This window comes from Pseudomonas sp. SAS7 (assembly GCF_052112345.1).
GTDB lineage: Bacteria > Pseudomonadota > Gammaproteobacteria > Pseudomonadales > Pseudomonadaceae > Aquipseudomonas > Aquipseudomonas putida_Q.
The window spans coordinates 112,056-133,916 of the sequence record NZ_JBEGGO010000008.1 but is presented as its reverse complement, the minus strand read 5'-3'; the positions used below and the strand labels follow the sequence as shown (position 1 = coordinate 133,916).

Annotated in this window: 17 protein-coding genes; 7 read left to right on the top strand and 10 right to left on the bottom strand. The window is 63.0% G+C overall.

Going from position 1 to position 21,861, the window contains the following annotated elements:
- Positions 1–90: 90 nt before the first annotated feature.
- Entirely contained in the window at positions 91–306 is a 216-nt protein-coding gene (rmf, locus tag ABI582_RS14740) for a ribosome modulation factor (RefSeq protein WP_003248687.1), read from the top strand.
- Positions 307–400: 94 nt separating this feature from the next.
- Here the strand turns inward: rmf and ABI582_RS14735 are convergent, their stop codons facing one another.
- Positions 401–1,426, bottom strand: coding sequence for a quinone-dependent dihydroorotate dehydrogenase (locus tag ABI582_RS14735; RefSeq protein WP_442119541.1), 1,026 nt, complete (start codon positions 1,424–1,426; stop codon positions 401–403).
- 145 nt (positions 1,427–1,571) lie between these two features.
- Here ABI582_RS14735 and ABI582_RS14730 point away from each other — a divergent pair, with 145 nt between their 5' ends.
- The 5 genes from ABI582_RS14730 (at position 1,572) to cobA (ending at position 7,284) form a co-directional block, all read left to right on the top strand.
- A complete protein-coding gene (locus ABI582_RS14730; RefSeq protein WP_442119540.1) occupies positions 1,572–2,786 on the top strand; it encodes a CmpA/NrtA family ABC transporter substrate-binding protein in 1,215 nt (404 codons plus the stop codon).
- Between the two features lie 10 nt (positions 2,787–2,796).
- Entirely contained in the window at positions 2,797–3,372 is a 576-nt protein-coding gene (locus ABI582_RS14725) for an ANTAR domain-containing response regulator (protein WP_442119539.1), read from the top strand.
- Between the two features lie 252 nt (positions 3,373–3,624).
- The gene (locus tag ABI582_RS14720) at positions 3,625–4,836 is read left to right on the top strand and encodes a nitrate/nitrite transporter (RefSeq protein ID WP_442119538.1); all 1,212 of its coding nucleotides are present in this window, start codon (positions 3,625–3,627) and stop codon (positions 4,834–4,836) included.
- Between the two features lie 9 nt (positions 4,837–4,845).
- A complete protein-coding gene (locus ABI582_RS14715) occupies positions 4,846–6,516 on the top strand; it encodes a protein kinase domain-containing protein (RefSeq protein ID WP_442119537.1) in 1,671 nt (556 codons plus the stop codon).
- 27 nt (positions 6,517–6,543) lie between these two features.
- Positions 6,544–7,284, top strand: a complete 741-nt coding sequence (gene cobA / locus ABI582_RS14710) for a uroporphyrinogen-III C-methyltransferase (protein ID WP_442119536.1) — start codon at positions 6,544–6,546, stop codon at positions 7,282–7,284.
- A gap of 190 nt (positions 7,285–7,474) precedes the next feature.
- On the opposite strand, the gene ABI582_RS14705 is transcribed toward cobA, so the two are convergent.
- From ABI582_RS14705 to ppsA, 8 genes are all read right to left on the bottom strand, one after another.
- A complete protein-coding gene (locus tag ABI582_RS14705; protein ID WP_019472922.1) occupies positions 7,475–8,509 on the bottom strand; it encodes an OmpA family protein in 1,035 nt (344 codons plus the stop codon).
- A 111-nt stretch (positions 8,510–8,620) separates the two neighbouring features.
- Positions 8,621–9,187, bottom strand: coding sequence for an RNA polymerase sigma factor SigX (sigX, locus tag ABI582_RS14700; protein ID WP_003248665.1), 567 nt, complete (start codon positions 9,185–9,187; stop codon positions 8,621–8,623).
- 113 nt (positions 9,188–9,300) lie between these two features.
- Positions 9,301–10,125: a mechanosensitive ion channel family protein gene (locus tag ABI582_RS14695; RefSeq protein ID WP_016485593.1), complete on the bottom strand. Its 825-nt coding sequence runs from the start codon at positions 10,123–10,125 to the stop codon at positions 9,301–9,303.
- Positions 10,126–10,127: 2 nt separating this feature from the next.
- On the bottom strand, positions 10,128–10,400 hold the full coding sequence (locus ABI582_RS14690) for a hypothetical protein (protein WP_012271268.1): 273 nt from the start codon (positions 10,398–10,400) through the stop codon (positions 10,128–10,130).
- 87 nt (positions 10,401–10,487) lie between these two features.
- A complete protein-coding gene (locus ABI582_RS14685) occupies positions 10,488–11,483 on the bottom strand; it encodes a zinc transporter ZntB (protein ID WP_442119535.1) in 996 nt (331 codons plus the stop codon).
- A gap of 27 nt (positions 11,484–11,510) precedes the next feature.
- Positions 11,511–12,002, bottom strand: a complete 492-nt coding sequence (rraA, locus tag ABI582_RS14680) for a ribonuclease E activity regulator RraA (protein WP_021785500.1) — start codon at positions 12,000–12,002, stop codon at positions 11,511–11,513.
- Between the two features lie 215 nt (positions 12,003–12,217).
- Positions 12,218–13,210, bottom strand: a complete 993-nt coding sequence (locus tag ABI582_RS14675) for an alpha/beta fold hydrolase (protein ID WP_442119534.1) — start codon at positions 13,208–13,210, stop codon at positions 12,218–12,220.
- A 102-nt stretch (positions 13,211–13,312) separates the two neighbouring features.
- Positions 13,313–15,688 carry a phosphoenolpyruvate synthase gene (gene ppsA, locus ABI582_RS14670; RefSeq protein ID WP_338746586.1) on the bottom strand — a complete coding sequence of 792 codons (2,376 nt, stop codon included), beginning with the start codon at positions 15,686–15,688 and terminating at the stop codon, positions 13,313–13,315.
- Positions 15,689–15,867: 179 nt separating this feature from the next.
- Here ppsA and ppsR point away from each other — a divergent pair, with 179 nt between their 5' ends.
- A complete protein-coding gene (ppsR, locus tag ABI582_RS14665) occupies positions 15,868–16,686 on the top strand; it encodes a posphoenolpyruvate synthetase regulatory kinase/phosphorylase PpsR (protein ID WP_012271263.1) in 819 nt (272 codons plus the stop codon).
- 220 nt (positions 16,687–16,906) lie between these two features.
- Here the strand turns inward: ppsR and ABI582_RS14660 are convergent, their stop codons facing one another.
- Positions 16,907–21,772 (bottom strand): NAD-glutamate dehydrogenase, encoded by a 4,866-nt coding sequence (locus ABI582_RS14660; RefSeq protein WP_338746585.1) that lies wholly within the window; start codon positions 21,770–21,772, stop codon positions 16,907–16,909.
- Between the last annotated feature and the right edge of the window lie 89 nt (positions 21,773–21,861).

Genomic DNA, 21,861 nt, shown 5'->3' with positions numbered 1-21,861 from the left:
CCGGCAGCGAGCGCAAACCGGCAGAAAGACTCTGCCCGGCCTCAGAGAGGCCGACGGGACATTACAGTCAACAAGTGAGGGCAACACCCTATGAGAAGACTTAAGCGTGATCCGTTGGAAAGAGCATATTCACGTGGCTACCAATACGGGGTCACCGGCAAATCCCGCGAACTTTGCCCTTTCAATCTTCCTTCTGTTCGCCAAGCCTGGATCAACGGCTGGCGCGAAGGTCGCGGTGATAACTGGGACGGCATGACTGGCACCGCTGGCATCCATAGACTCAACGAAAATCACGCCGTTGGCTGATCGAGGACACTGAATTCGATTTACCATGCACGCCCCATCCGGGCGGCGGGCGAAGGCCCAGGGGCCCCTTTAAGGGGCCCTTTTTTATTGCCGATCAAACCCGTGGCATTGCCGCGATAGCGTCAACCGCCTCGCGGATCAGTGCCGGCCCCTTGTAAATGAAGCCCGAGTAGATCTGCACCAGGCTCGCCCCGGCGGCGATCTTCTCGGCAGCGTGACGGCCTTCGGTAATGCCACCGGCAGCAATGATCGGCAGCTTGCCGCCCAGCTCGCCTGCCAGCACCTTGACGATGTGGGTGCTCTTCTGGAGCACCGGCGCGCCGGACAGGCCACCCGCCTCGCCACCGTACGGCAGCCCCTCGACACCTTCACGACCCAGCGTGGTGTTGGTGGCGATTACCGCATCCATACCCGATTCCACCAGCGCGGCTGCCACCAGTGCGGTTTCTTCGTCGCTCATGTCCGGGGCAATCTTGATGGCCAGCGGCACGCGCTTGCCATGAGTAGCGGCCAGTTGCTCACGGCGCACGGCCAGGGCATCGAGCAGCTGCTTGAGCGAATCACCAAACTGCAGGCTGCGCAGGCCCGGGGTGTTCGGCGAACTGACGTTGACGGTTATGTAGCTGGCGGCGGTGTACACCTTGTCCAGGCAGATCAGGTAGTCATCGACGGCACGCTCGACCGGGGTGTCGAAGTTCTTGCCGATGTTGATGCCCAGCACGCCGCTGTAGCGCGAGGCTCGTACCCGGTCGAGCAGGTTATCGACACCCAGGTTGTTGAAGCCCATGCGGTTGATGATGGCCGTGGCCTCCGGCAGGCGGAACAGCCTTGGCTTGGGGTTGCCCGGCTGCGGGCGCGGGGTGACGGTGCCGATCTCGACAAAGCCGAAGCCCAGCTGGGCAAAACCGTCGATGGCCGCGCCGTTCTTGTCCAGGCCGGCAGCCAGGCCCACCGGGTTGGCGAAGTTCAAGCCCATGACCGAAACCGGCAAGGCCGCCGGCTGCTTGCACAGCATGCCGTTGAGGCCGAGGCGGCCACCGGCACCGATCAGGTCCAGGGACAGGTCGTGGGAAGTTTCCGGAGAAAGCTTGAACAGCAGCTGGCGGGCCAGGGTATACATGGGCAGGCAAGGCTCGGGGTGAGTGAGGGGGCGATTATAGCCACCGTGGCGCTGACAGGACAGTAAATCATGGGGCCACTGCAGCCCTGGCACATCGGTTGCACCGGTTTGGCCCACAGCCTAATCAGTACAGGCGAGGAACCTTGTGAACACTGCACCCCGAGCAACGCCCCTGGCCTGGGTCAACGGCAGCGATGCGCCCGAGAAGCCCAGCCTGAACCTCGGCTACATGGCTCTGACCGACTGCGCCTCGGTGGTGGTCGCGGCCACTCAGGGCTTCGCCCAGCAGCACGGCCTTACCCTCAACCTCAAGCGCCAGGGCTCCTGGGCGGGGCTGCGCGACAAGCTGGTCAGCGGCGAACTGGACGCCGCGCACTGCCTGTATGGCCTGGTCTACGCCGTGCATCTTGGCATTGGTGGCGTACCGGCCAGTGATATGGCCGTGCTCATGGGGTTGAACCAGAACGCCCAGGCCATCAACCTGTCCCCTGCCCTGCAACGCAAAGGCGTGACCAACCCTGAAGCATTGGCGCGGCTGGTGCACCAGCACGGCGCGCGCCTGACCTTCGCCCAGACCTTCCCCACCGGCACCCACGCCATGTGGCTGTATTACTGGCTGGCCAGCCAGGGCATCCACCCACTGCGCGACGTCGACAGCGTAGTGGTGCCGCCGGCACAAATGGCCGCACATATCCAGGCCGGGCGCATCGACGGCTTTTGCGTGGGCGAGCCCTGGGCCGCCGATGCGGTTGCCAAGGGCCAAGGCTTCACCCTTGCCACCAGCCAGTCGATCTGGCCGGACCACCCGGAAAAAGTCCTGGCCTGTGCCCGCGCCTTCGCCGAACAGTACCCCAACAGCGCCCGCGCCTTGATCAAGGCAATTCTCGCCGCCAGCCGGTTCATCGAGCAAAGCCCGGAAAACCGCCGCAGCACCGCTCAACTGCTCAGCGGCAGCGCCTACCTGGACACGCCGCTGGAGAGCATCGAGCCACGCTTGCTTGGCCACTACCAGGATGGCCTGGGCAACCACTGGCAGGACCCGCATGCCCTGCGCCTGTTCGACCACGGCCGGGCCAACCTGCCGTACCTGTCCGACGGCATGTGGTTCATGACCCAGTTCCGCCGCTGGGGCCTGCTGCGCGAAGACCCCGACTACCTCGGCGTGGCCCACCAGGTACAGCAGCTGGCCCTGTACAGCGAGGCAGCGCAAAGCCTTGGCGTGGCCTGCCCTTCGCTGCCGATGCGCAGCAGCCTGCTGATCGACGGCACCTGCTGGGACGGCAGCGATCCCTACGGCTACGCCCGCAGTTTCAGCCTGCATGCACTGGGCGAATTGCCCGATGCCCGTGTCGGCGCGTGAGGGGACCAACATGTTGCGCATCCTGCTGATTGACGACACCCAGCACAAACTCGGCCGCCTCAAGGCGGCGCTGATCGAAGCGGGCTTCGAGGTCACCGAAGCCCCAGGCTTGACCATCGACCTGCCCGCCTGCGTCGAAACGGTGCGCCCGGATGTAGTGCTGATCGACACCGACTCACCCGACCGTGATGTGATGGAACAGGTGGTGCTGGTCAGCCGTGACCAGCCGCGCCCCATCGTGCTGTTCACTGACGAGCACGACCCCGGGGTGATGCGCCAGGCGATCCAGGCGGGGGTTAGTGCCTATATTGTCGAAGGCATCCATGCCGCCCGGTTGCAGCCGATTCTGGATGTGGCCATGGCCCGCTTCGAAAGCGACCAGGCACTGAAGGCGCAGCTGCTGGCACGCGACCAGCAACTGGCCGAACGCAAACGCATCGAGCAGGCCAAGGGTTTGCTGATGAAGATGAAAGACTGCAACGAAGAACAGGCCTACACCCTGATGCGCCGCCAGGCCATGAGCCGCCAGCAGAAGCTGATTCAGGTGGCAGAGCAGATCATTGCCATGCACGAAATGCTGGGCTGAGGTGCTCGGCATGAGATTTTTGGCGCCTGCCAGATCGAGCGCCGCGCGGGCGGCGCTCGATCTCACAGGCGCAGAAAATGTCATGCCGGCCGCCCCCATAAGTTGGCCCATCTCTTGCTGAACAAACAGCACCGGTAGCCAACGGCGGTTGCCCCACTTAAATCCCGACAAAGACGTCGCTCTCCCCTCCACCTTAGTGGAGCGGGTAGCGGCGTCTTTTTCGTTCCGTTGCTTTGCCGAGTGAGGTGTTCGATGAGTACCAGCTTCTGGAAATCCGGGCATGTGCCCACGCTGTTCGCTGCGTTCCTGTACTTCGACCTGAGCTTCATGGTCTGGTACCTGCTGGGCCCGATGGCGGTGCAGATTGCCGGTGACCTGCAACTCAGTGCACAACAACGGGGCCTGATGGTAGCCATGCCGATCCTGTCCGGGGCGATCCTGCGCTTTGTCATGGGCGTGCTGGTCGACCGCCTGTCACCCAAGACCGCAGGGCTGATCGGCCAGGTGGTGGTCATCCTCGCGCTGGCGGCGGCCTGGCACTTCGGCGTACACAGCTATGAACAGGTGCTGCTGCTGGGCTTGTTCCTCGGCTTTGCCGGCGCTTCGTTCGCCGTGTCGCTGCCGCTGGCGTCGCAGTGGTACCCGCCGCAACACCAGGGCAAGGCCATGGGCATTGCTGGCGCCGGCAATTCCGGCACGGTGTTCGCCGCCCTGCTGGCCCCGGCGCTGGCCGCCGGCTTTGGCTGGAACAATGTGTTCGGCTTTGCGCTGATTCCGTTGACGCTGGCGCTGGTGGTGTTCGCCCTGCTGGCACGCAACGCCCCGCAGCGCCCAAAACCGAAAGCCATGGCTGACTACCTCAAGGCACTCGGCGACCGTGACAGCTGGTGGTTCATGTTCTTCTACAGCGTCACCTTCGGCGGCTTCATTGGCCTGGCCAGCGCCCTGCCCGGCTACTTCAGCGACCAGTACGGGCTGAGCCCGGTCACTGCCGGCTACTACACCGCTGCCTGCGTGTTCGCTGGCAGCCTTATGCGCCCGCTCGGCGGCGCCCTGGCCGACCGCTTCGGCGGCATCCGCACCCTGCTGGGCATGTACAGCGTTGCAGCCATCTGCATTGCCGCAGTCGGGTTCAACCTGCCTTCTGCGGCTGCCGCACTGGCGCTGTTCATCAGCGCCATGCTTGGCCTGGGCGCTGGCAACGGCGCGGTATTCCAGCTGGTACCACAACGCTTTCGCCAGGAAATCGGCGTGATGACCGGTCTGATCGGCATGGCCGGTGGCATCGGTGGTTTCCTGTTGGCCGCCGGGCTTGGCACCATCAAGCAGCACACCGGCGATTACCAGCTGGGTCTGTGGCTGTTCGCCAGCCTGGGCCTACTGGCGTGGTTCGGCCTGCACGGCGTGAAACAGCGCTGGCGCACCACCTGGGGCTCGGCTGCAGTCACTGCAGCGCGGGTCTGAGGCACGCCGATGAGCCTGCAACTGAGCTTTGCCCAGGCCAGCGCCACCGGGCCGCGCGCGGAAAACCAGGACGCCCTGCGCCTGGTGACCCCGGCGCCAGAGCTGGCCGCCAGCAAGGGCTACCTGTTCGCCCTTGCCGACGGCGTCAGCCAATGCGCCGATGGTGGCCTGGCAGCACGCGCCAGCTTGCAGGCGCTGGCCCTGGACTACTACGCCACCCCTGCCACGTGGAGCGTGGCCCAGGCACTCGACCGCCTGCTGCTGGCACAGAACCGCTGGCTGCGCGCTCAAGGCAGCGGCCAGCCATTGTTGACCACCCTCAGCGCACTGGTGCTGCGGGGCCGGCGCTTCACCCTGGCGCATGTCGGCGACTGCCGTGTGTACCGCTGGCACGGCGGGCACCTGCAGTGCCTGAGCGAAGACCATGTGTGGGACCAGCCGGGCATGCAGCATGTGCTGAAACGCGCCATGGGCCTGGACCAACACCTGCTGGTGGATTACCTGGAAGGCGAGCTGCAGGCAGGTGAGTGCTTCCTGCTGCTCAGCGACGGGGTCTGGGCCAGCCTGGGCGACCAGCACATCCAGGCTGTGCTGCGTGAGCAGCCAGACCTGCAGCTGGCCGTCGACACGCTGGTTGCCAGCGCGCACCTCAATGGCAGCCAGGACAACGCCAGTGCCTTGCTGGTGCAGGTCGACCAACTGGGCACGGCCAACCTCGGCGACACCCTGGCACAGCTGCAGCAATGGTCGGTACCCGGCCCGCTGCGCGAAGGCCAGGTGATCGATGGCTGGCACACCGAACAGCTGCTATCCCACAGCCGGCAGTCCCTGTTATACCGGGTGCGCGACGGCCAAGGTCAAGCCTGGCTGCTCAAGACCCTGCCTGGCGCACGCGAGCAGGAGCCGAAGGCGGCGCAAGGGCTGTTGCTGGAGGAGTGGTTCCTGCGCCGGGTCGCTGGCCGGCATTTCCCCGAGCTGCATGCTGCCAGCCAGCGCCAACACCTGTACTACGTGATGCGCGAATACCCCGGCCAAAGCCTTGCGGCGCTGCTTGCCGAACACGGCCCACTGCCCTTGCCGCAGTGGCTGGAAATGGCCCGGCAACTGCTGCAGGCGGTCGGTGTGCTGCACCGGCGCAACCTGCTGCACCGCGATATCAAACCGGACAACCTGCACCTGGGCAATGATGGCCAGCTGCGCCTGCTGGATTTCGGCCTGGCCTACTGCCCGGGCTTGTCCGAAGACCCGCTGCACGACGTGCCCGGCACACCCTCGTACATTGCCCCGGAAGCGTTCGATGGCCAGCCGCCCAGCCCGCGCCAAGACCTGTATGCCGTGGGCGTGACGCTGTACCACCTGCTGACCGGGCACTACCCGTATGGCGAGGTGGAAGCCTTCCAGCGCCCGCGCTTCGGCCAGCCAGTCAACGCCGCACGCTACCGCCCCGACCTGCCGGAATGGCTGCAGCACAACCTGCAGCAGGCAGTGGCCGCCGACCCGGCGCAACGCTTCGAAACGGCCGAACACTGGTTGCTGCTGCTTGAACGCGGCGACCGCCAGGAGCTGCCCAGCCGGCCACGGCCACTGCTGGAGCGCGAGCCGCTGAAGGTGTGGCGCACCCTGGCCTTGCTGTCTTTGCTGATCAACCTGATTTTGCTGCTCAGCCTGCTAAAAGGCTGAGTGCACCCTGCCGATGAGGAATACCCGATGAATGCAAAAGTCTGGCTGGTGGGTGCTGGCCCTGGTGACCCTGAACTGCTCACCCTCAAGGCGGTACGTGCTCTGCAGCAAGCCGCCGTGGTGATGATCGACGACCTGGTCAACCCGGCAGTACTTGAACATTGCCCCCAGGCCCGGGTGATCGCCGTGGGCAAGCGCGGCGGCTGCCGCTCCACACCACAGGCGTTCATTCAGCGCCTGATGTTGCGCCATGCACGGCAAGGGCGTTGCGTGGTACGGCTCAAGGGTGGCGACCCGTGCATTTTTGGTCGCGGAGGTGAGGAGGCGCTATGGCTGCAGGGGCATGGAATCGAGGTGGAGCTGGTCAACGGCATCACGGCGGGCCTGGCAGGCGCCACGCGATGCGGCATTTCGCTGACTTCACGCGGTGTCAGCCGCGGGGTGACGCTGGTGACAGCGCACACCCAGGACGACAGCGAGCTGAACTGGACGGCTCTGGCACATGGCGGGACGACGCTGGTGGTGTATATGGGGGTGGCGCGGCTGGAGCAGGTGCGCCAGGGGTTGCTGCAGGGCGGAATGGCGCCGGGGATGCCGGTGGCGATGATCGAGAATGCCTCGATGCCGCAACAGCGGGAGTGCAGGAGCGATGTGCGGGGCATGGTTGAAGATGCGCGAGGGTTTGGCTTGCGTAGCCCGGCGATTCTGGTGATTGGGGAAGTGGTCGGGGAACAGCAGGCTCTGGAGCTGGTTTCAGTCGCGGGCTGAATACCCGTCACTGTAGGAGCAGCCTTGTGCTGCGAAGAGGCCATTACAGCGATAGGATACCTTTGCCCTTACCGGCCTCTTCGCAGCACAAGGCTGCTCCTACAGGTGCTGTGCAGGCTTTGAGGCAGGTTAAAACCCAGGCAAAGAAAAACCCGGCCGAGGCCGGGTTCTTCATGAAGCATCAGGCCAATTACTTGGACTGAGCTTCTACCTGAGCTTCAACGCGACGGTTGACAGCACGGCCTTCTTCGGTGGCGTTGTCAGCAACCGGACGGGTTTCGCCGTAGCCTACCGAGTCAACACGGGTAGATTCTACGCCGTACTGCTGGGTCAGGACTTGCTTGACAGCGTTGGCACGACGCTCGGACAGCTTCTGGTTGTAAGCGTCTGGACCCACGGAGTCAGTGTGACCTTCAACCACGGTGGTGGTTTGTGGGTACTGCTTCATGAAGTCAGCCAGGTTCTTGATGTCGCCGTAGCTGTTAGGCTTGACGACCGACTTGTCGAAGTCGAACTTGACGTCCAGCTCAACACGAACGACTTCGGCAACAGCCGGGCAGCCGTCGGCGTCAACGGTAACGTTGGCCGGGGTGTCTGGGCACTTGTCGACGTTGTCGCAAACGCCGTCGTTGTCGGAGTCGGAGCAGACTTCAGCAACTGGAGCCGGAGCGACTTCGGCTTGCTTTGGGCTACCGCCGAAGTTCAGGCCAACACCAACGCTTGGGGCCCACTCGGTGTCGCCCTGGTCGATGTTGTACTGAGCTTCTACGCCGGCACGGGCGTAGAACATGTCGGTGATGTACCACTTGGCGCCAGCGCCAACGTTGGCGAAGGTGGAGTGGTCACGACCGCCACGGCCGGTCTGGCCCAGCGACTGGTGCGAGAAACCAGCGGAAACGTACGGACGGATGGCGTCATACGGGTTGTTGAAGTGGTAAACGGCGTCCAGGGCGGTGTTCGAGCCCTTGATGTTCTTGCCGTCTTCGCCACGAGCGTTGTGAACTTCGTCGTAACCCAGGCGCAGTTCAACGTCGTCGGTCAGGAAGTAACCGATCGAGCCGCCGAACAGGTTGCCGTCGTTCTTGAAGTCACGCTGGCTGTCGAAGAACTCTTTCTTGTAGAAGCCTTCGACTTCCACAGCGCCTGTGCCTTGTGCCATAGCGCCAATCGAGGTAGCGGCTACGAGCGAACCAATGGCCAAGCCCAAGGTGTTTTTCAATTTCATCCGTTAAATCCCCATCTGGTGATAGTTAAGCAGTCCCACCACAAACAAGGGGGACAACTCGACGGCAAGTCTAGCAGAACTCGCCGGTTCGTTAGAGATATTTGCACGCCACTAAGTTTCATCAAGGCCGGCAAATTTCTCACGAAGCTTGTCTAGCGCGCGTTTGTAACGCATTTTCGTCGCGCTCAGGCCCATGTGCATGATGTCTGCAATTTCCTGGAATTCCAGCTCTGCGACAAAACGCAGCACCAGGATTTCCCGGTCAATCGGGTTCACATGCACCAGCCATTTGTCCAGCCCGCCTTTTTCCTCCGGCTTCGGTGCTTTGTCCTCGGACGCCTCTTCAACAGGGTCCAGGCTCAAGGCATCCATCAACCGGCGTTTACGGCGCTCCTTGCGGTACTGGGTAATGCACTCGTTGTAGGTGATGCTATAGAGCCAGGTCTTGAACTTGGATTTGCCCTCGAAGTTCTTCAGCCCGTACAGCACCTTGAGCATCACTTCCTGACAGACATCGTCCGCGTCACGGTCGTTCCCCAAATAACGCGCACAGACGTTGAACAGGGTCCGCTGGTAGCGCCGCATGAGCTCCTCATAGGCGCGGGTAACGTGGTACAGCTCCTCATGCGAACGCGCCACCAACTCTTCATCGGTGAGCTCGCGGGGGTCATAACGCATGGGCGGCGAATGAACTTTATTCAAAACGGATCTGGCCGACAGTCAGGTCAATGTCGCCGCGCGACCCCATGGGTCGAATTTCGCGGCGGCATACATTAACAGCTTTTGTGCGGTTAGCGGCTATTGACGCGCTGCTCAAGCAACTCGCGATTGGACAGCGACACCAGTTCGCCATCATCGGTCAGCAGCGTTGTCTTGACCGTGCCGATTTCCTCGATATGCCCTTCGACCTCTCCAATCCGCACCTGCTGGCCGACCTGGTAGAGCTCGCGCACGTAAATCCCGGCCAGTATCTGCCCGGCGATTTCACGGCTGCCAAGGCCCATGGCCAAGGCTACAGCCAGACCAACGGTAATCAGCCCGATGACGATCACGTGGTTCAGCAGGTCGGTTTTCACCTCCAGCTGGCTGATGGCGACGGAGATGCTGATGATGATCACCAGGCCCTGGGTGATACGCCCAAGGCCTGCCGAATACTCCAGGCCGATGCCCTCGGCGGCGCCGCGCACCAGGCCGTTGGCCACCTGTGCCAGCAGTACGCCAACCAGCAATACCAAGGCCGCGCCGAATACTTTTGGCAAGTACAGGGCGAGCATGTCGAGGGTGGCCGAAACCCGCTCCAGGCCCAGCGACTCAGCGGCCGAGACGAGGAAGATGAGCAGCACGAACCAGTAGACGATCTTGCCGATCAAGGTCGAGATCGGCACCTGGATGCCGACCCGGCCGAGCATCTTGGTGAGGCCGGTGCCGGCCATCAGGCGGTCCAGGCCAAGCTTGGCCAGCAGTTTGGACAACAGCGTGTCGAGCAGCTTGGCCACCACGAAACCGAGCAGCACCACGACCAGCGCGCCGAACAAGTTGGGGATGAAGTTCGCTACCTTGGTCCAAAGGGCGGTCATCGCGGTGACCAGGCTCTGGGTCCAGAGATCGAGTTCCATATTCAATCGGCCTTATCTGCTTTGCTGCCGGTGGCAGCGTTGCGGGAAGAGTGTCGACGCACCGGCGCGACATGCGCCGAGCCATTATTGACGGCAATCAGCAGCGCCTGGCACCAGCGGCCAAGCAGGCTGAACAGATCGCCCGCGCCAACCTGGCGGTTGGCGGTTTTCAGCACGCGACCCAGGCAGGCGGCGTCATCCCGGTCATCGCGGTCATTGCCGGAGGGTGACGCCTTGAGCAGGTCACGCAGGGATTCTTCAAACGGATCGTGCATGGGCACCTCGCGCAGTGTCAGCAAGAGACGAGATGGTCGGGCGACGGGTCACACATCCGATTGGGACGAATGTTTCAAAATGAACACCTAGACCCATCGCAACCGCCGGAACATCCACCACTGCCCCACCGCCAGCCCCAGCACGACGATGCAGGCGAACAGGAAGCCATAGGGGTTTTCTGCCCCCGGTATGCCGCCGACATTGATGCCCAGCAGCCCGGTAACGAAACTCATGGGCAAGAAGATGCAGGTGATGATGCCAAAGCGGTACATGGTGCGGTTCATCCGCTCGCTGCGCCGGCGGTCTTCGCTTTCCAGCACCAGCGCGGCACGCTCGCGGGTCAGTTCCAGCTCTTCGAGGTAGCGGATCAGGCTGTTGTTCAGCTCGTTCCAGTAATCGGCATCGGCATCGGCAAACCAGCTCCATTTGCTGCGCGACAGCTGGGCGTAGATCTCCCGCTGCGGGGCCAGGAAACGCCTCAGGCTCGCTGCACGCCGGCGGATCTGCTGCAGGCTGCCGTTCTCGGGGGTGTACCGTTCGTCGGCTTCGACCTTTTCTTCTTCCAGGTCGACCAGTTCGGACAGGTCGCTGACCAGGCCCTGGACCTTTTCGGTCAGCAGTTCGCCCATCAGCAGCAACAGCTCGGAAGCCGACTTCGGCCCCCTGCCCTGCTCCAGCAACTGAAGCATCTCGTCACTGGCGCGCAGCGGCCGCAAGCGCAACGATATGACCCGCTGCGCCTGGGCGAAGATGCGCACCGAGACCATGTCTTCGGGCTCTGCGCCCGGGTTGAGGTTGACCCCACGCAAAAACAGCAACAGCTGTTCGTCAGCCATGGGCAGCAGGCGCGGTCGGGTGTTTTCTTCCAGCAGCAGCTCGCAGGCGAACTCGCTCAGGCCGCTGTCATGCAGCAGCCAGGTGCGGGTTTGTGGATGGCTGCGGTCCCAGTGCAGCCACAGGCTCTGCTCCGGTTGCAGCTGCAAGTCGTCCAGTTCGGTACGGGCAATCGAGCGCGCGCCGCCTTTACCATCGAGCACCAGGGCATGCACCAGCCCCCACTGCGCGTTGTCTTCCTCGAACATCAAAGCTCCATCAGCGCGTGCGGCGCATCACTCCGGCATTTTCAGCGGGCTTGGCGAGACCAGCACGCCATTGTTGTCGGCATACACGTACTCGCCCGGGCGGAAGGTCACACCGGCGAAGGTCACCGCTACGTTGAGGTCGCCGATGCCGCGCTTGTCGGTTTTCATCGGGTGGCTGGCCAGGGCCTGTACGCCGACGTCGGTCTGGATCAATACGTCTACGTCACGCACGCAGCCGTAGATCACCAGGCCTTCCCAACCGTTTTTGGCGGCCTTTTCGGCCAGCATGTCGCCGAGCAGCGCCCGGCGCAGCGAGCCACCGCCGTCGACTACCAGCACCTTGCCCTTGCCGTCGAGTTCGACCTGCTCCTTGACCAGCGAGTTGTCCTCGAAGCACTTGATGGTGACGATCTGGCCACCGAACGAGTCGCGGCCGCCGAAATTGCTGAACATCGGTTCCAGCACTTGTACCAGGTCCGGGTAGGCGTCACACAGGTCGGGCGTTACGTAATGCTGCATGGGAGGCTCCTGTCAGTCACAACGAAAGCGGGTATCGGCCAAGGCTACACCTAGGAGGCTGTCGCAGTCACCAAGGACCAAACGGTCATCTTTAGCCTGTGCGGGCCTCTTCGCGGGTGAACCCGCTCCCACAGGGATATCACAAGACTTCAGTGCTGCGAAATTCCTGTGGGAGCGGGCGTGCCCGCGAAGAGGCCGGTACAGCCAAAACAAGGTCAGCTGGCTGGCAAAGGCTCTACCGCCACAGTGGACGCATGCACCGGCAACAGCGGGTTGCGCAACCAGCGCTCCACCAGCGGCCACACCTGCACCTGGGCAGCCTTGCTCACCAGCATGTCGACATGGCCGAAGGCGTCGAAGCCTTCTTCACGCCCCAGCCGCAGGAACTGCTTGCGCTCCCCCCCCAACTGCTCAAACAGCTTGCGGCAGGCCCACACCGGGTCCTGGAAGTCCCCCGCGCCGGCCACCGCCAGCAGCGGCACATCCACCTCTGCCAGCCCCGCCCACCAATCGTTCTGCTTGTCGCCAAAGCGCCCGAACAGACCGTGCCAGCGCATGCTCTCCAGCGCCAGGCCGATCGGCTCGTCCTCCGGCCCACGCTTGAAACGTGGCCCGGAAATCTGCCCCCAGCGCTTGAGCACCAACTTCGCGCCCCAGGCCAGCGGTGGCACTTTCAGCGGCCAGTAGACGCGGCTGATCTGGGTACCGAACAGCGCAACGCTGGCCACCTCCCCGGCAGCAAGAAAGCCACCACCCAAAGCTGCCGCCAGGGTAGTGCCGCCCAGGGAATGGCCAATCCAGTGTGGCGCCTGGCCCGACTGCTCGCGCACGAACGCGGCAATCAGCGGCAGGTCATCGCGGGCATAGGCGGCTACGTTGTTGTGCTGCCAGGCATGGTTACGTGGCGACAGGCCGTGGCCGCGCATTTCCGGGATCCACACATCGAAACCGGCACGGGCGAGATAGGCACCCAAGCCAATCCCTTTGGGCGAGTACCAGAAACGCCGATTGGAAAAACTGCCGTGCAGAAGAATGACCGGCACACCCTGAGGCTGGCCCTGATCGGCCAGCCCCAGACGGGTAAGGGCAAGCTCGACGCTAGGGTCAGGGCCATTGCCGGCCTTGATCCGGTACACGTCTTCGCTGAGATCGCCGCGGCGCTCGGCACTGAGCAGGGCCACGGGAAATAGAATGCTGCTGCTTTGCATAAGGTTGCTTGGTGCACAAAAAAGGGCGGGAACCATTACTGGAACACGCCCTGGAAAAAACCAGGCGGGGGTACGCCAGACGTACCCCCGCGTTTTACCTCGTCAGGCTGCGCCCTGGCCCTCGGCCAGGAAGAACCAGGTTTCAAGTACCGAGTCCGGGTTCAGCGACACGCTTTCGATGCCCTGCTCCATCAGCCACTTGGCCAGGTCCGGGTGGTCCGATGGGCCCTGACCGCAGATGCCGATGTACTTGCCGGCCTTGTTGCACGCGGCAATGGCGTTGGCCAGCAGCTTCTTCACCGCAGGGTTACGCTCGTCGAACAGGTGGGCGATGATGCCCGAGTCACGGTCCAGGCCCAGGGTCAGCTGGGTCAGGTCGTTGGAGCCGATCGAGAAGCCGTCGAAGTACTCAAGGAACTCCTCAGCCAGAATGGCGTTGGACGGCAGTTCGCACATCATGATCACGCGCAGGCCGTTGTCGCCACGGGACAAGCCGTTTTCGGCGAGCAGGTCGACGACCTGGCTGGCTTCGCCCAGGGTACGCACGAACGGTACCATGATCTCGACGTTGGTCAGGCCCATCTCGTTGCGTACACGTTTCAGTGCACGGCACTCGAGCTCGAAGCAGTCACGGAACGATTCGCTGATGTAACGCGAAGCACCGCGGAAGCCCAGCATCGGGTTTTCTTCTTCCGGCTCGTACAGCTTGCCGCCGATCAGGTTGGCGTACTCGTTGGACTTGAAGTCCGACAGGCGCACGATGACCTTTTTCGGGTAGAAGGCCGCAGCCAGGGTGCTGATGCCTTCGACCAGCTTCTCGACATAGAAGCCGACCGGGTCGTTGTAGCCGGCAATGCGCTTGTCGACGCTTTCCTTGAGCTCCGGCGGCAGGCCTGCGTAGTTGAGCAGCGCCTTGGGGTGTACACCGATCATGCGGTTGATGATGAATTCCAGGCGCGCCAGGCCGACACCGGCGTTGGGCAGCTGGGCAAAGTCGAACGCACGGTCGGGGTTGCCGACGTTCATCATGATCTTGAACGGCAGCTCCGGCATGGCATCAACCGAGTTCTGCTTGATGTCGAAGCCCAGCTCGCCTTCGAAGATGAAGCCGGTGTCGCCTTCGGCGCAGGACACGGTCACACCCTGGCCGTCTTTCAGCAGCTGGGTGGCGTTGCCGCAACCGACCACGGCCGGAATACCCAGCTCACGGGCGATGATCGCCGCGTGGCAGGTACGGCCACCGCGGTTGGTAACGATGGCACTGGCGCGCTTCATCACCGGTTCCCAGTCCGGGTCGGTCATGTCGGAGACCAGCACGTCGCCCGGCTGGACCTTGTCCATTTCCGATACGTCGTTGATCACGCGCACCTTGCCGGCGCCGATGCGCTGGCCGATGGCGCGGCCTTCGACCAGTACGGTGCCTTTTTCTTTCAGCAGGTAGCGTTCCATGACGTTGGCGCTGGAACGGCTTTTCACCGTTTCCGGGCGTGCCTGCACGATGTACAGCTTGCCGTCGTCACCGTCTTTGGCCCACTCGATGTCCATCGGGCGCTGGTAGTGCTGCTCGATGATCATGGCCTGCTTGGCCAGTTCGTTTACTTCTTCGTCGCTCAGGCAGAAGCGCGCACGCTCGGCACGGTCGACTTCGACGGTCTTGACCGAACGGCCGGCCTTGGCTTCTTCGCCATAGACCATCTTGATGGCCTTGCTGCCCAGGTTGCGACGCAGGATGGCCGGGCGGCCGGCCTGCAAGGTTTGCTTGTGCACGTAGAATTCGTCAGGGTTGACCGCACCCTGCACCACGGTTTCGCCCAGGCCGTAGGCGCCGGTGATGAACACCACGTCGCGGAAGCCCGACTCGGTGTCGAGGGTGAACATCACGCCGGCAGTGCCGGTTTCGGAGCGGACCATGCGCTGCACGCCGGCCGACAAGGCGACCAGCTTGTGGTCGAAGCCCTGGTGCACGCGGTAGGCGATGGCGCGGTCGTTGAACAGCGAGGCGAACACTTCCTTGGCCGCGCGGATCACGTTGTCGACGCCACGGATGTTGAGGAAGGTTTCCTGCTGGCCGGCGAACGAGGCGTCCGGCAAGTCTTCGGCGGTGGCCGAGGAACGCACGGCAACGGCCATGTTGTCGTTGCCAGCGGCCATTTCGGCGAAGGCGGTTCGGATTTCCGAATCCAGACGCGCAGGGAACTCGGCTTCCATGACCCACTGGCGGATTTGTGCGCCGGTTTTGGTCAGGGCATTGATGTCATCCACGTCGAGCGCGTCGAGCGCGGCGTGAATCTTGTCGTTCAGACCACTCTGTTCGAGAAAATCGCGGTACGCCTGCGCCGTAGTGGCAAAGCCGCCCGGCACCGATACACCAGCACCGGCAAGGTTGCTGATCATCTCGCCCAGGGATGCGTTCTTGCCCCCCACATGCTCTACATCATGGACGCCGAGCTTATCGAGGGAAACTACGTACTCTACCAAGGTGATCTCTCCACTAACTGTGTTGGAAAAGCTCAAAAAGGCGCCCGCCTGTCTTCGGTGACTTGGCCGGGCGTTTGTGGCCTGTACCTGGAAAATAAGTGAGAATGCCGACAGCCGCATTCGGCAAACCGAACTTATCATATCCAAGAATCGTCATCAGCTTAAGGCCCAGATCGCAAATGAAACGAACCGCGTTCTTCATCTCCGACGGCACCGGTATCACTGCCGAAACCCTGGGCCAGAGTTTGCTCGCGCAATTCGAGAGCATTCCGTTCAACAAATTCACCCGTCCGTACATCGATTCGCCAGACAAAGCGCGGACCATGGTCCAGCAAATCAACGCTGCGGCCGAGCGTGACGGGGTGCGCCCGATCATCTTCGACACCATCGTCAACCAGGACATCCGGGAGATCCTGGCGACGTCGAACGGCTTCATGATCGACATCTTTTCTTCGTTTTTATCCCCGCTAGAGCAGGAATTGACCGCCCATTCGTCGTATTCCGTGGGCAAATCGCACTCGATCGGCGGCAATTCCAACTATATGGAACGCATCGAGGCGGTGAATTTCGCCCTGGACAACGACGACGGTGCGCGCACCCACTACTACGACAAGGCCGACCTGATTCTGGTAGGTGTGTCACGCTGCGGCAAGACCCCCACCTGCCTGTACATGGCCATGCAGTTTGGCATCCGCGCCGCCAACTATCCGCTGACCGAAGACGACATGGAGCGCCTGCAACTGCCGGCGGTGCTGAAAAAACACCACAACAAGCTGTTCGGCCTGACCATCGACCCAGACCGCCTCACCGCCATACGCCATGAACGCAAGCCCAACAGCCGCTATTCCAGCTTTGCCCAGTGCGAGTTCGAAGTGCGCGAGGTAGAGAGCCTGTTCCGCCGGGAGAACATTCCCAACATCAATTCCACGCATTTTTCGGTGGAAGAGATTTCGGCCAAGATCCTGGTTGAGAAAGGCGTAGAGCGGCGGTTCAAGTAAGCAGTCTGTAGACCAGCCGACTGACACGGTCCCGGTAGGAGCGGCCTTGTGCCGCGAAAGGGCCGCATAGCGGCCCCGGCGATATCAGCCTGAGGCATAAATTGTGGGGGCGCTTCGCACCCCTTTCGCGGCACAAGGCCGCTCCTACCGGGACCGTGGAATGACCAAATAAAAAGCCCCGGCATTGCTGCCGGGGCATTGTTTTACCTCACCATAAGGATCAGGACGGCACCACCGTCGCCTGCCCGCTCATGGCCAGGTCGACCAGCTCGCGGTTGGCCACCGCGTACATCGCATAGTCGGTACCCGTAGCATTGCGCAAGTCGTCCAGCATGGCACGCCAGCGCTCCACCATCACCCGATGCTGCTCGGCCCACAGCGCCACACGGGCGTCCATGTCATCCGGCGCATCGGCCATCTGCAAGACCGAGATGGTGATTGCCCGCTGCTGCAGGTCGATATCGTCGCGGAAGGCTTCGCGGGCCAGCGCCTGCCAGTTGTTCTCCACCGGCAAGTTGCTGATTTCCTGCAGGTACCAGGTCAGGTCCAGCGCGCTGCCCACGGCGAAGAACGCCTTGGCCACCTGGGCCGGGTCGTGGCCGGTGACGTCGGCCGCTTCGATGATCGGCAGCAGGGTGTACAGGTGGCTGGTACCCGCCACCATGCGCGCCAGCAGTTCTGGCACGCCGGCGTCGACAAAGCCCTGGTAGCGCACCATCCAGCGTTCGCGGGTCGGGCCTTCGAGCAGCTCATCAAGCTTGAGCCCGAGTTGCGCAATCTTCGGCCCGAAGTGCGCGGTATCACGCCCGGCGTCCTGCTCGTTGCGGCGGCTGCGCAGGAACCAGCGCGTGGCACGGCGGCCCAGGCGCATCAGTTCGTCCATCAGGGTGAGCTGGACTTCGGCCGGCACCTGGTAGTCCAGTGCCTCGATCTGGCGGAACCAGTGCGGCAGGTGGAAGATGTCGCGCACGATCACATAGGCCCCGGCCACGTTGGCCGGGCTCATGCCAGTCGACTCCTTCAGGCGCTGGACGAAGGTGATGCCCATGTTGTTGACCAGGTCGTTGGCGATCTGGGTGCTGACAATTTCGCGCTTCAGGCGGTGGCGGCGCATGGAGTCGGCAAACTTGCTCACCAGCGACGGCGGGAAGGCGGTTTCCATGTCGCGGGTCAGGTAGTCGTCGTCTGGCACCAGCGACTTCAGGAGCTGTTCCTTGAGGTCGATCTTGCTGTACGAAATCAGCACCGACAGCTCGGCACGGGTCAGCCCATGGCCAGCAGCCAGGCGCTCGGCCAGTTGCTCTTCGGACGGCAGGAACTCGATGGCGCGGTCCAGCTTGCCACGGGCTTCCAGGTCGGCCATCAGGCGCTTGTACTCGGCGATCCGCTCGCGGGCACGGCGGGCCGCCAGCGACAGCGCCTGGGTCTGCTTGTAGTTGTTGCCCAAGACCAGGGCGCCCACTTCGTCGGTCATGCTACCGAGCAGCTGGTTGCGCTGCTTCTCGGTCATGTCGCCACCCTGCACCACCTCGTTGAGCAGGATCTTGATGTTGACCTCGTGGTCGGAGCAGTCCACGCCGCCGGCGTTGTCGATGAAGTCGGTGTTGGTAGCGCCGCCGTTCAGCCCGAACTCGACCCGGCCAAGCTGGGTCATGCCCAGGTTGCCGCCCTCGCCCACCACCTTGCATCGCAGTTCGTTGCCGTTGACCCGCAGCGCGTCGTTGGCCTTGTCGCCGACATCGGCGTGGCTTTCGGTGCTGGCCTTCACGTAGGTACCAATGCCGCCGTTCCACAGCAGGTCGACCGGTGCCTTGAGCAGCGCGTTGAGCAGCTCGGTCGGGGTCAGGCGGTCGGCTTCAATCGCAAAGCGCTCTTTCATCTGCGGGCTGATGGCGATGCTCTTGGCACTGCGCGGGAAGATCCCGCCGCCTTCGGACATGATGCTGGTGTCGTAATCGCTCCAGGCAGAACGCGGCAGGTCGAACAGGCGCTTGCGCTCGGCAAAGCTGGACGCAGGCTCCGGGTTCGGGTCAATGAAGATGTGCAGGTGGTTGAAGGCCGCCACCAGTTGCAGCTTGTCGGACATCAGCAGGCCGTTACCGAATACGTCGCCGGCCATGTCGCCCACGCCGATCACGGTGATCGGGTCTTCCTGCACGTTGATGCCGCGCTCGCGGAAGTGGCGCTGCACGCCCACCCAGGCGCCACGTGCGGTAATGCCCATCTTCTTGTGGTCATAACCGGCCGAACCGCCCGAGGCAAAGGCGTCGCCCAGCCAGAAGCCGTAGTCGATGGCGATGCCGTTGGCGATATCGGAGAAGGTTGCCGTGCCTTTGTCCGCCGCCACCACCAGGTACGGGTCGTCATCGTCGTGGCGAACCACGTTGGCCGGTGGCACCACGCCGCCGTCCTTGAGGTTGTCGGTGATGTCGAGCAGGCCGGAAATGAAGATGCGATAGCACGCCACGCCTTCTGCGGCGATCTCGTCACGGCTGCCACCCAGCGGCAGCCGGCGCGGCAGGAAGCCACCCTTGGCGCCGACCGGCACGATGACCGAGTTCTTCACCTGCTGGGCTTTCACCAGGCCCAGCACTTCGGTGCGGAAGTCCTCTTCGCGGTCGGACCAGCGCAGGCCGCCACGGGCGACGTTGCCAAAGCGCAGGTGCACACCCTCGACGCGCGGTGAATAGACGAAGATTTCGAACTTGGGCACTGGCTTGGGCAGTTCGGGGATCAGCTTGGGGTTGAACTTGAAGCTGAAGTACGACTTGTTCTGGCCGTTGGCATCCGGTTGGTAGAAGTTGGTGCGCAGGGTAGCCTTGATCAGGTCCAGGTAGCGGCGCAGGATGCGGTCTTCGTTGAGGACCTGCACGTCGTCCAGCGCGGTCAAAATCGCTTGTTCCAGGCGCTGCTGCTTGTCGTCCAGGTCGTCCTGGGTAAGCTTGCGTGCCAGGTAGAAGCGGGTCTTGAACAACCGGGTCAGCTCGCGGGCGATGTCGGTGTGGTTGTTCAGGGTGCTGGCGATGTAGCCCAGATCAAAGCCCAGGCGGATCTGCTTCAGGTAACGGGCGTAGGCGCGCAGCAGCGCCACGTCACGCCATGGCAGGCCGGCGGTGAGCACCAGGCGGTTGAAGGCATCGTTCTCGGCATCGCCGCCCACGATGTGGATGAAGGCGTCCTGCAGGGTGTCGTTGAGCTGCTGGATATCCAGGCTCAGGCCTTCGCTGTAGGTGAAGGCGAAGTCGTGGATCCAGTACTCGCGGCCATTGGCATGGCGCAGGCGGTACGGGAACTCGCCAAGCACGCGCAGGCCGAGGTTTTCCAGGATCGGCAGCACATCAGACAACGCCAGTGGCGTATCGGCGTGGTACAGCTTGCAGTGCAGGATGCGCTCGCCAACCTGGGTCAGTGGCTGGTAGAAGCTCATCGCCAGCGGCTTGCTTTCCGACAGGTTCAGCACGTGCTGCAGGTCGACCACTGCCGAGTGCGCGGCGAAGCGCTCACGGTAGCCGGCCGGGAAGCCTTTGGGGAAATCGGCCAGGATGTTGGTGCCCTGGGCTTCACCGAAGTTCTCGACCACCAGCGTCGAATAGTCGTCATGCCACGAGCGGCAGGCCTGGATTACTTCACGCTCCAGCTGCTGCGGGTCGATGTCGATGCGGTTTTTCGGGTCTACCCGCAAAATCAGCTGCACGCGTGCCAGCACCGACTCGGAGAAGAAGGTCCAGAACTCGCAGTCGCTGGCCTTCAGGCGCTCCATCAGCACTTGCTGGATCTTCTGCCGTACTTCGGTGGAGTAGATCTCCCGCGGCACATAGGCCAGGCAGTAGCAGAAGCGGCCGTACGGGTCCTTGCGCAGGAACACGCGGATCTTGTTGCGCTCCTGGATCTGCACGATCGCCATGACGGTGGTGAACAGCTCGTCGATCGGCGTCTGGAACAGGTCGTCGCGCGGCAGCACTTCCAGTACCTGTGCCAGTTCCTTGCCCAGGTGGGCCTTGGCGTCGAAGCCCGAGCGGCGCTCGACTTCAGCCACCTTCACGCGGATATACGGGATGGCATGCACGCTTTCGCCATACACCGACGAGGTGTACAGGCCCATGAAGCGGTGTTCCTTGATGACTTTGCCGTCGGCGTCCAGCTGGCGGATCGACACATAGTCAGGGTAGGCCGGCCGGTGTACACGGCTGGGCAGCGCAGCCTTGGCAAACGACAGCAGCAGCGGTTCGTTGAGGTAAGCCACGGCGTAGTCTTCGATGCGCAGCTCTTCGGCCGTCAGGCCCACTCGCAGGCGGCGCGGCAGGCCGAGGAACGACTGCTCGTCGTAGACCATCTGGCCGCCGTCGGCGTCGCCCTTGACGGTGAATTCTTCATAGCCCAGGAAGGTGAAATGGTTGTCCAGCAGCCACTCGAGGAACGCTTTGACCTCGCCCTTCTCGTTCTGGGCTGGGCCAAAGGCGGTCTGTTCAACCTGCGCCACCACTTCACGCAGCTTGGCCTTCATCGGTTCGAAGTCGGCCACCGCCACCCGCACCTCGGCCAGCACCTGCTCGATCTCGCGGGTCAGCACCGTCAGTTCGGCAGCGTTCGCGCAGCGGTCGATCTCCAGGTACATCAGCGACTCATGGCGCACACCTTCGCCCTGGGTGCCCTTGGGCAGCAGTTCCAGCAGCTCGCCCTTGGCGCCACGGCGCACGCTGAGCACGGTGGTCTGCAGGGTGTGGATGCTGTAGCCGCGGCGGTTGAGCTCGGTGCGCACAGAGTCGACCAAAAACGGCAGGTCGTGGTGCAGCACCTCGACCACGGTGTGGGTCGACTGCCAGCCATTGCGTTCGTAATCGGGGTTGTATACGCGTACTTGCGGGTATTCGGGGTCGAAACGCTCGATGATGCGCCAGGCTGAGAGGGTGCAGCCGGCCAGGTCAGAAAGCCTGCGCTGGGTGAGTTCGTCCAGAGAGATGATGCCGAAGAACTGCTCGGCGAACAGCGCCACTTGTGGCAGGGACTGTTCGCTGATGTGCTGCGCCAGGGCCGCTTGCAGTTGATGCTGGAAGTCGGCTTTGCTGGCTGCGGTGAAGAACGCCATCTGTGGTACTCCGCTTGGGCTTTGTAATAGTTGAAGCGTCGCTGCGTGCGCCGTGTACGGATCAACGATAGCCAACCCGTGGCATGGCG

What these genes read in the sequence shown, in the direction of transcription:
- rmf (WP_003248687.1), top strand. Translation starts at nt 91, where the DNA reads ATGAGAAGACTTAAGCGTGATCCGTTGGAAAGAGCATATTCACGTGGC.
- ABI582_RS14735 (WP_442119541.1), bottom strand. Translation starts at nt 1,426, where the DNA reads ATGTATACCCTGGCCCGCCAGCTGCTGTTCAAGCTTTCTCCGGAAACT.
- ABI582_RS14725 (WP_442119539.1), top strand. Translation starts at nt 2,797, where the DNA reads ATGTTGCGCATCCTGCTGATTGACGACACCCAGCACAAACTCGGCCGC.
- ABI582_RS14720 (WP_442119538.1), top strand. Translation starts at nt 3,625, where the DNA reads ATGAGTACCAGCTTCTGGAAATCCGGGCATGTGCCCACGCTGTTCGCT.
- ABI582_RS14715 (WP_442119537.1), top strand. Translation starts at nt 4,846, where the DNA reads ATGAGCCTGCAACTGAGCTTTGCCCAGGCCAGCGCCACCGGGCCGCGC.
- cobA (WP_442119536.1), top strand. Translation starts at nt 6,544, where the DNA reads ATGAATGCAAAAGTCTGGCTGGTGGGTGCTGGCCCTGGTGACCCTGAA.
- ABI582_RS14705 (WP_019472922.1), bottom strand. Translation starts at nt 8,509, where the DNA reads ATGAAATTGAAAAACACCTTGGGCTTGGCCATTGGTTCGCTCGTAGCC.
- sigX (WP_003248665.1), bottom strand. Translation starts at nt 9,187, where the DNA reads ATGCGTTATGACCCCCGCGAGCTCACCGATGAAGAGTTGGTGGCGCGT.
- ABI582_RS14695 (WP_016485593.1), bottom strand. Translation starts at nt 10,125, where the DNA reads ATGGAACTCGATCTCTGGACCCAGAGCCTGGTCACCGCGATGACCGCC.
- ABI582_RS14690 (WP_012271268.1), bottom strand. Translation starts at nt 10,400, where the DNA reads ATGCACGATCCGTTTGAAGAATCCCTGCGTGACCTGCTCAAGGCGTCA.
- ABI582_RS14685 (WP_442119535.1), bottom strand. Translation starts at nt 11,483, where the DNA reads ATGTTCGAGGAAGACAACGCGCAGTGGGGGCTGGTGCATGCCCTGGTG.
- rraA (WP_021785500.1), bottom strand. Translation starts at nt 12,002, where the DNA reads ATGCAGCATTACGTAACGCCCGACCTGTGTGACGCCTACCCGGACCTG.
- ABI582_RS14675 (WP_442119534.1), bottom strand. Translation starts at nt 13,210, where the DNA reads ATGCAAAGCAGCAGCATTCTATTTCCCGTGGCCCTGCTCAGTGCCGAG.
- ppsR (WP_012271263.1), top strand. Translation starts at nt 15,868, where the DNA reads ATGAAACGAACCGCGTTCTTCATCTCCGACGGCACCGGTATCACTGCC.
- ABI582_RS14660 (WP_338746585.1), bottom strand. Translation starts at nt 21,772, where the DNA reads ATGGCGTTCTTCACCGCAGCCAGCAAAGCCGACTTCCAGCATCAACTG.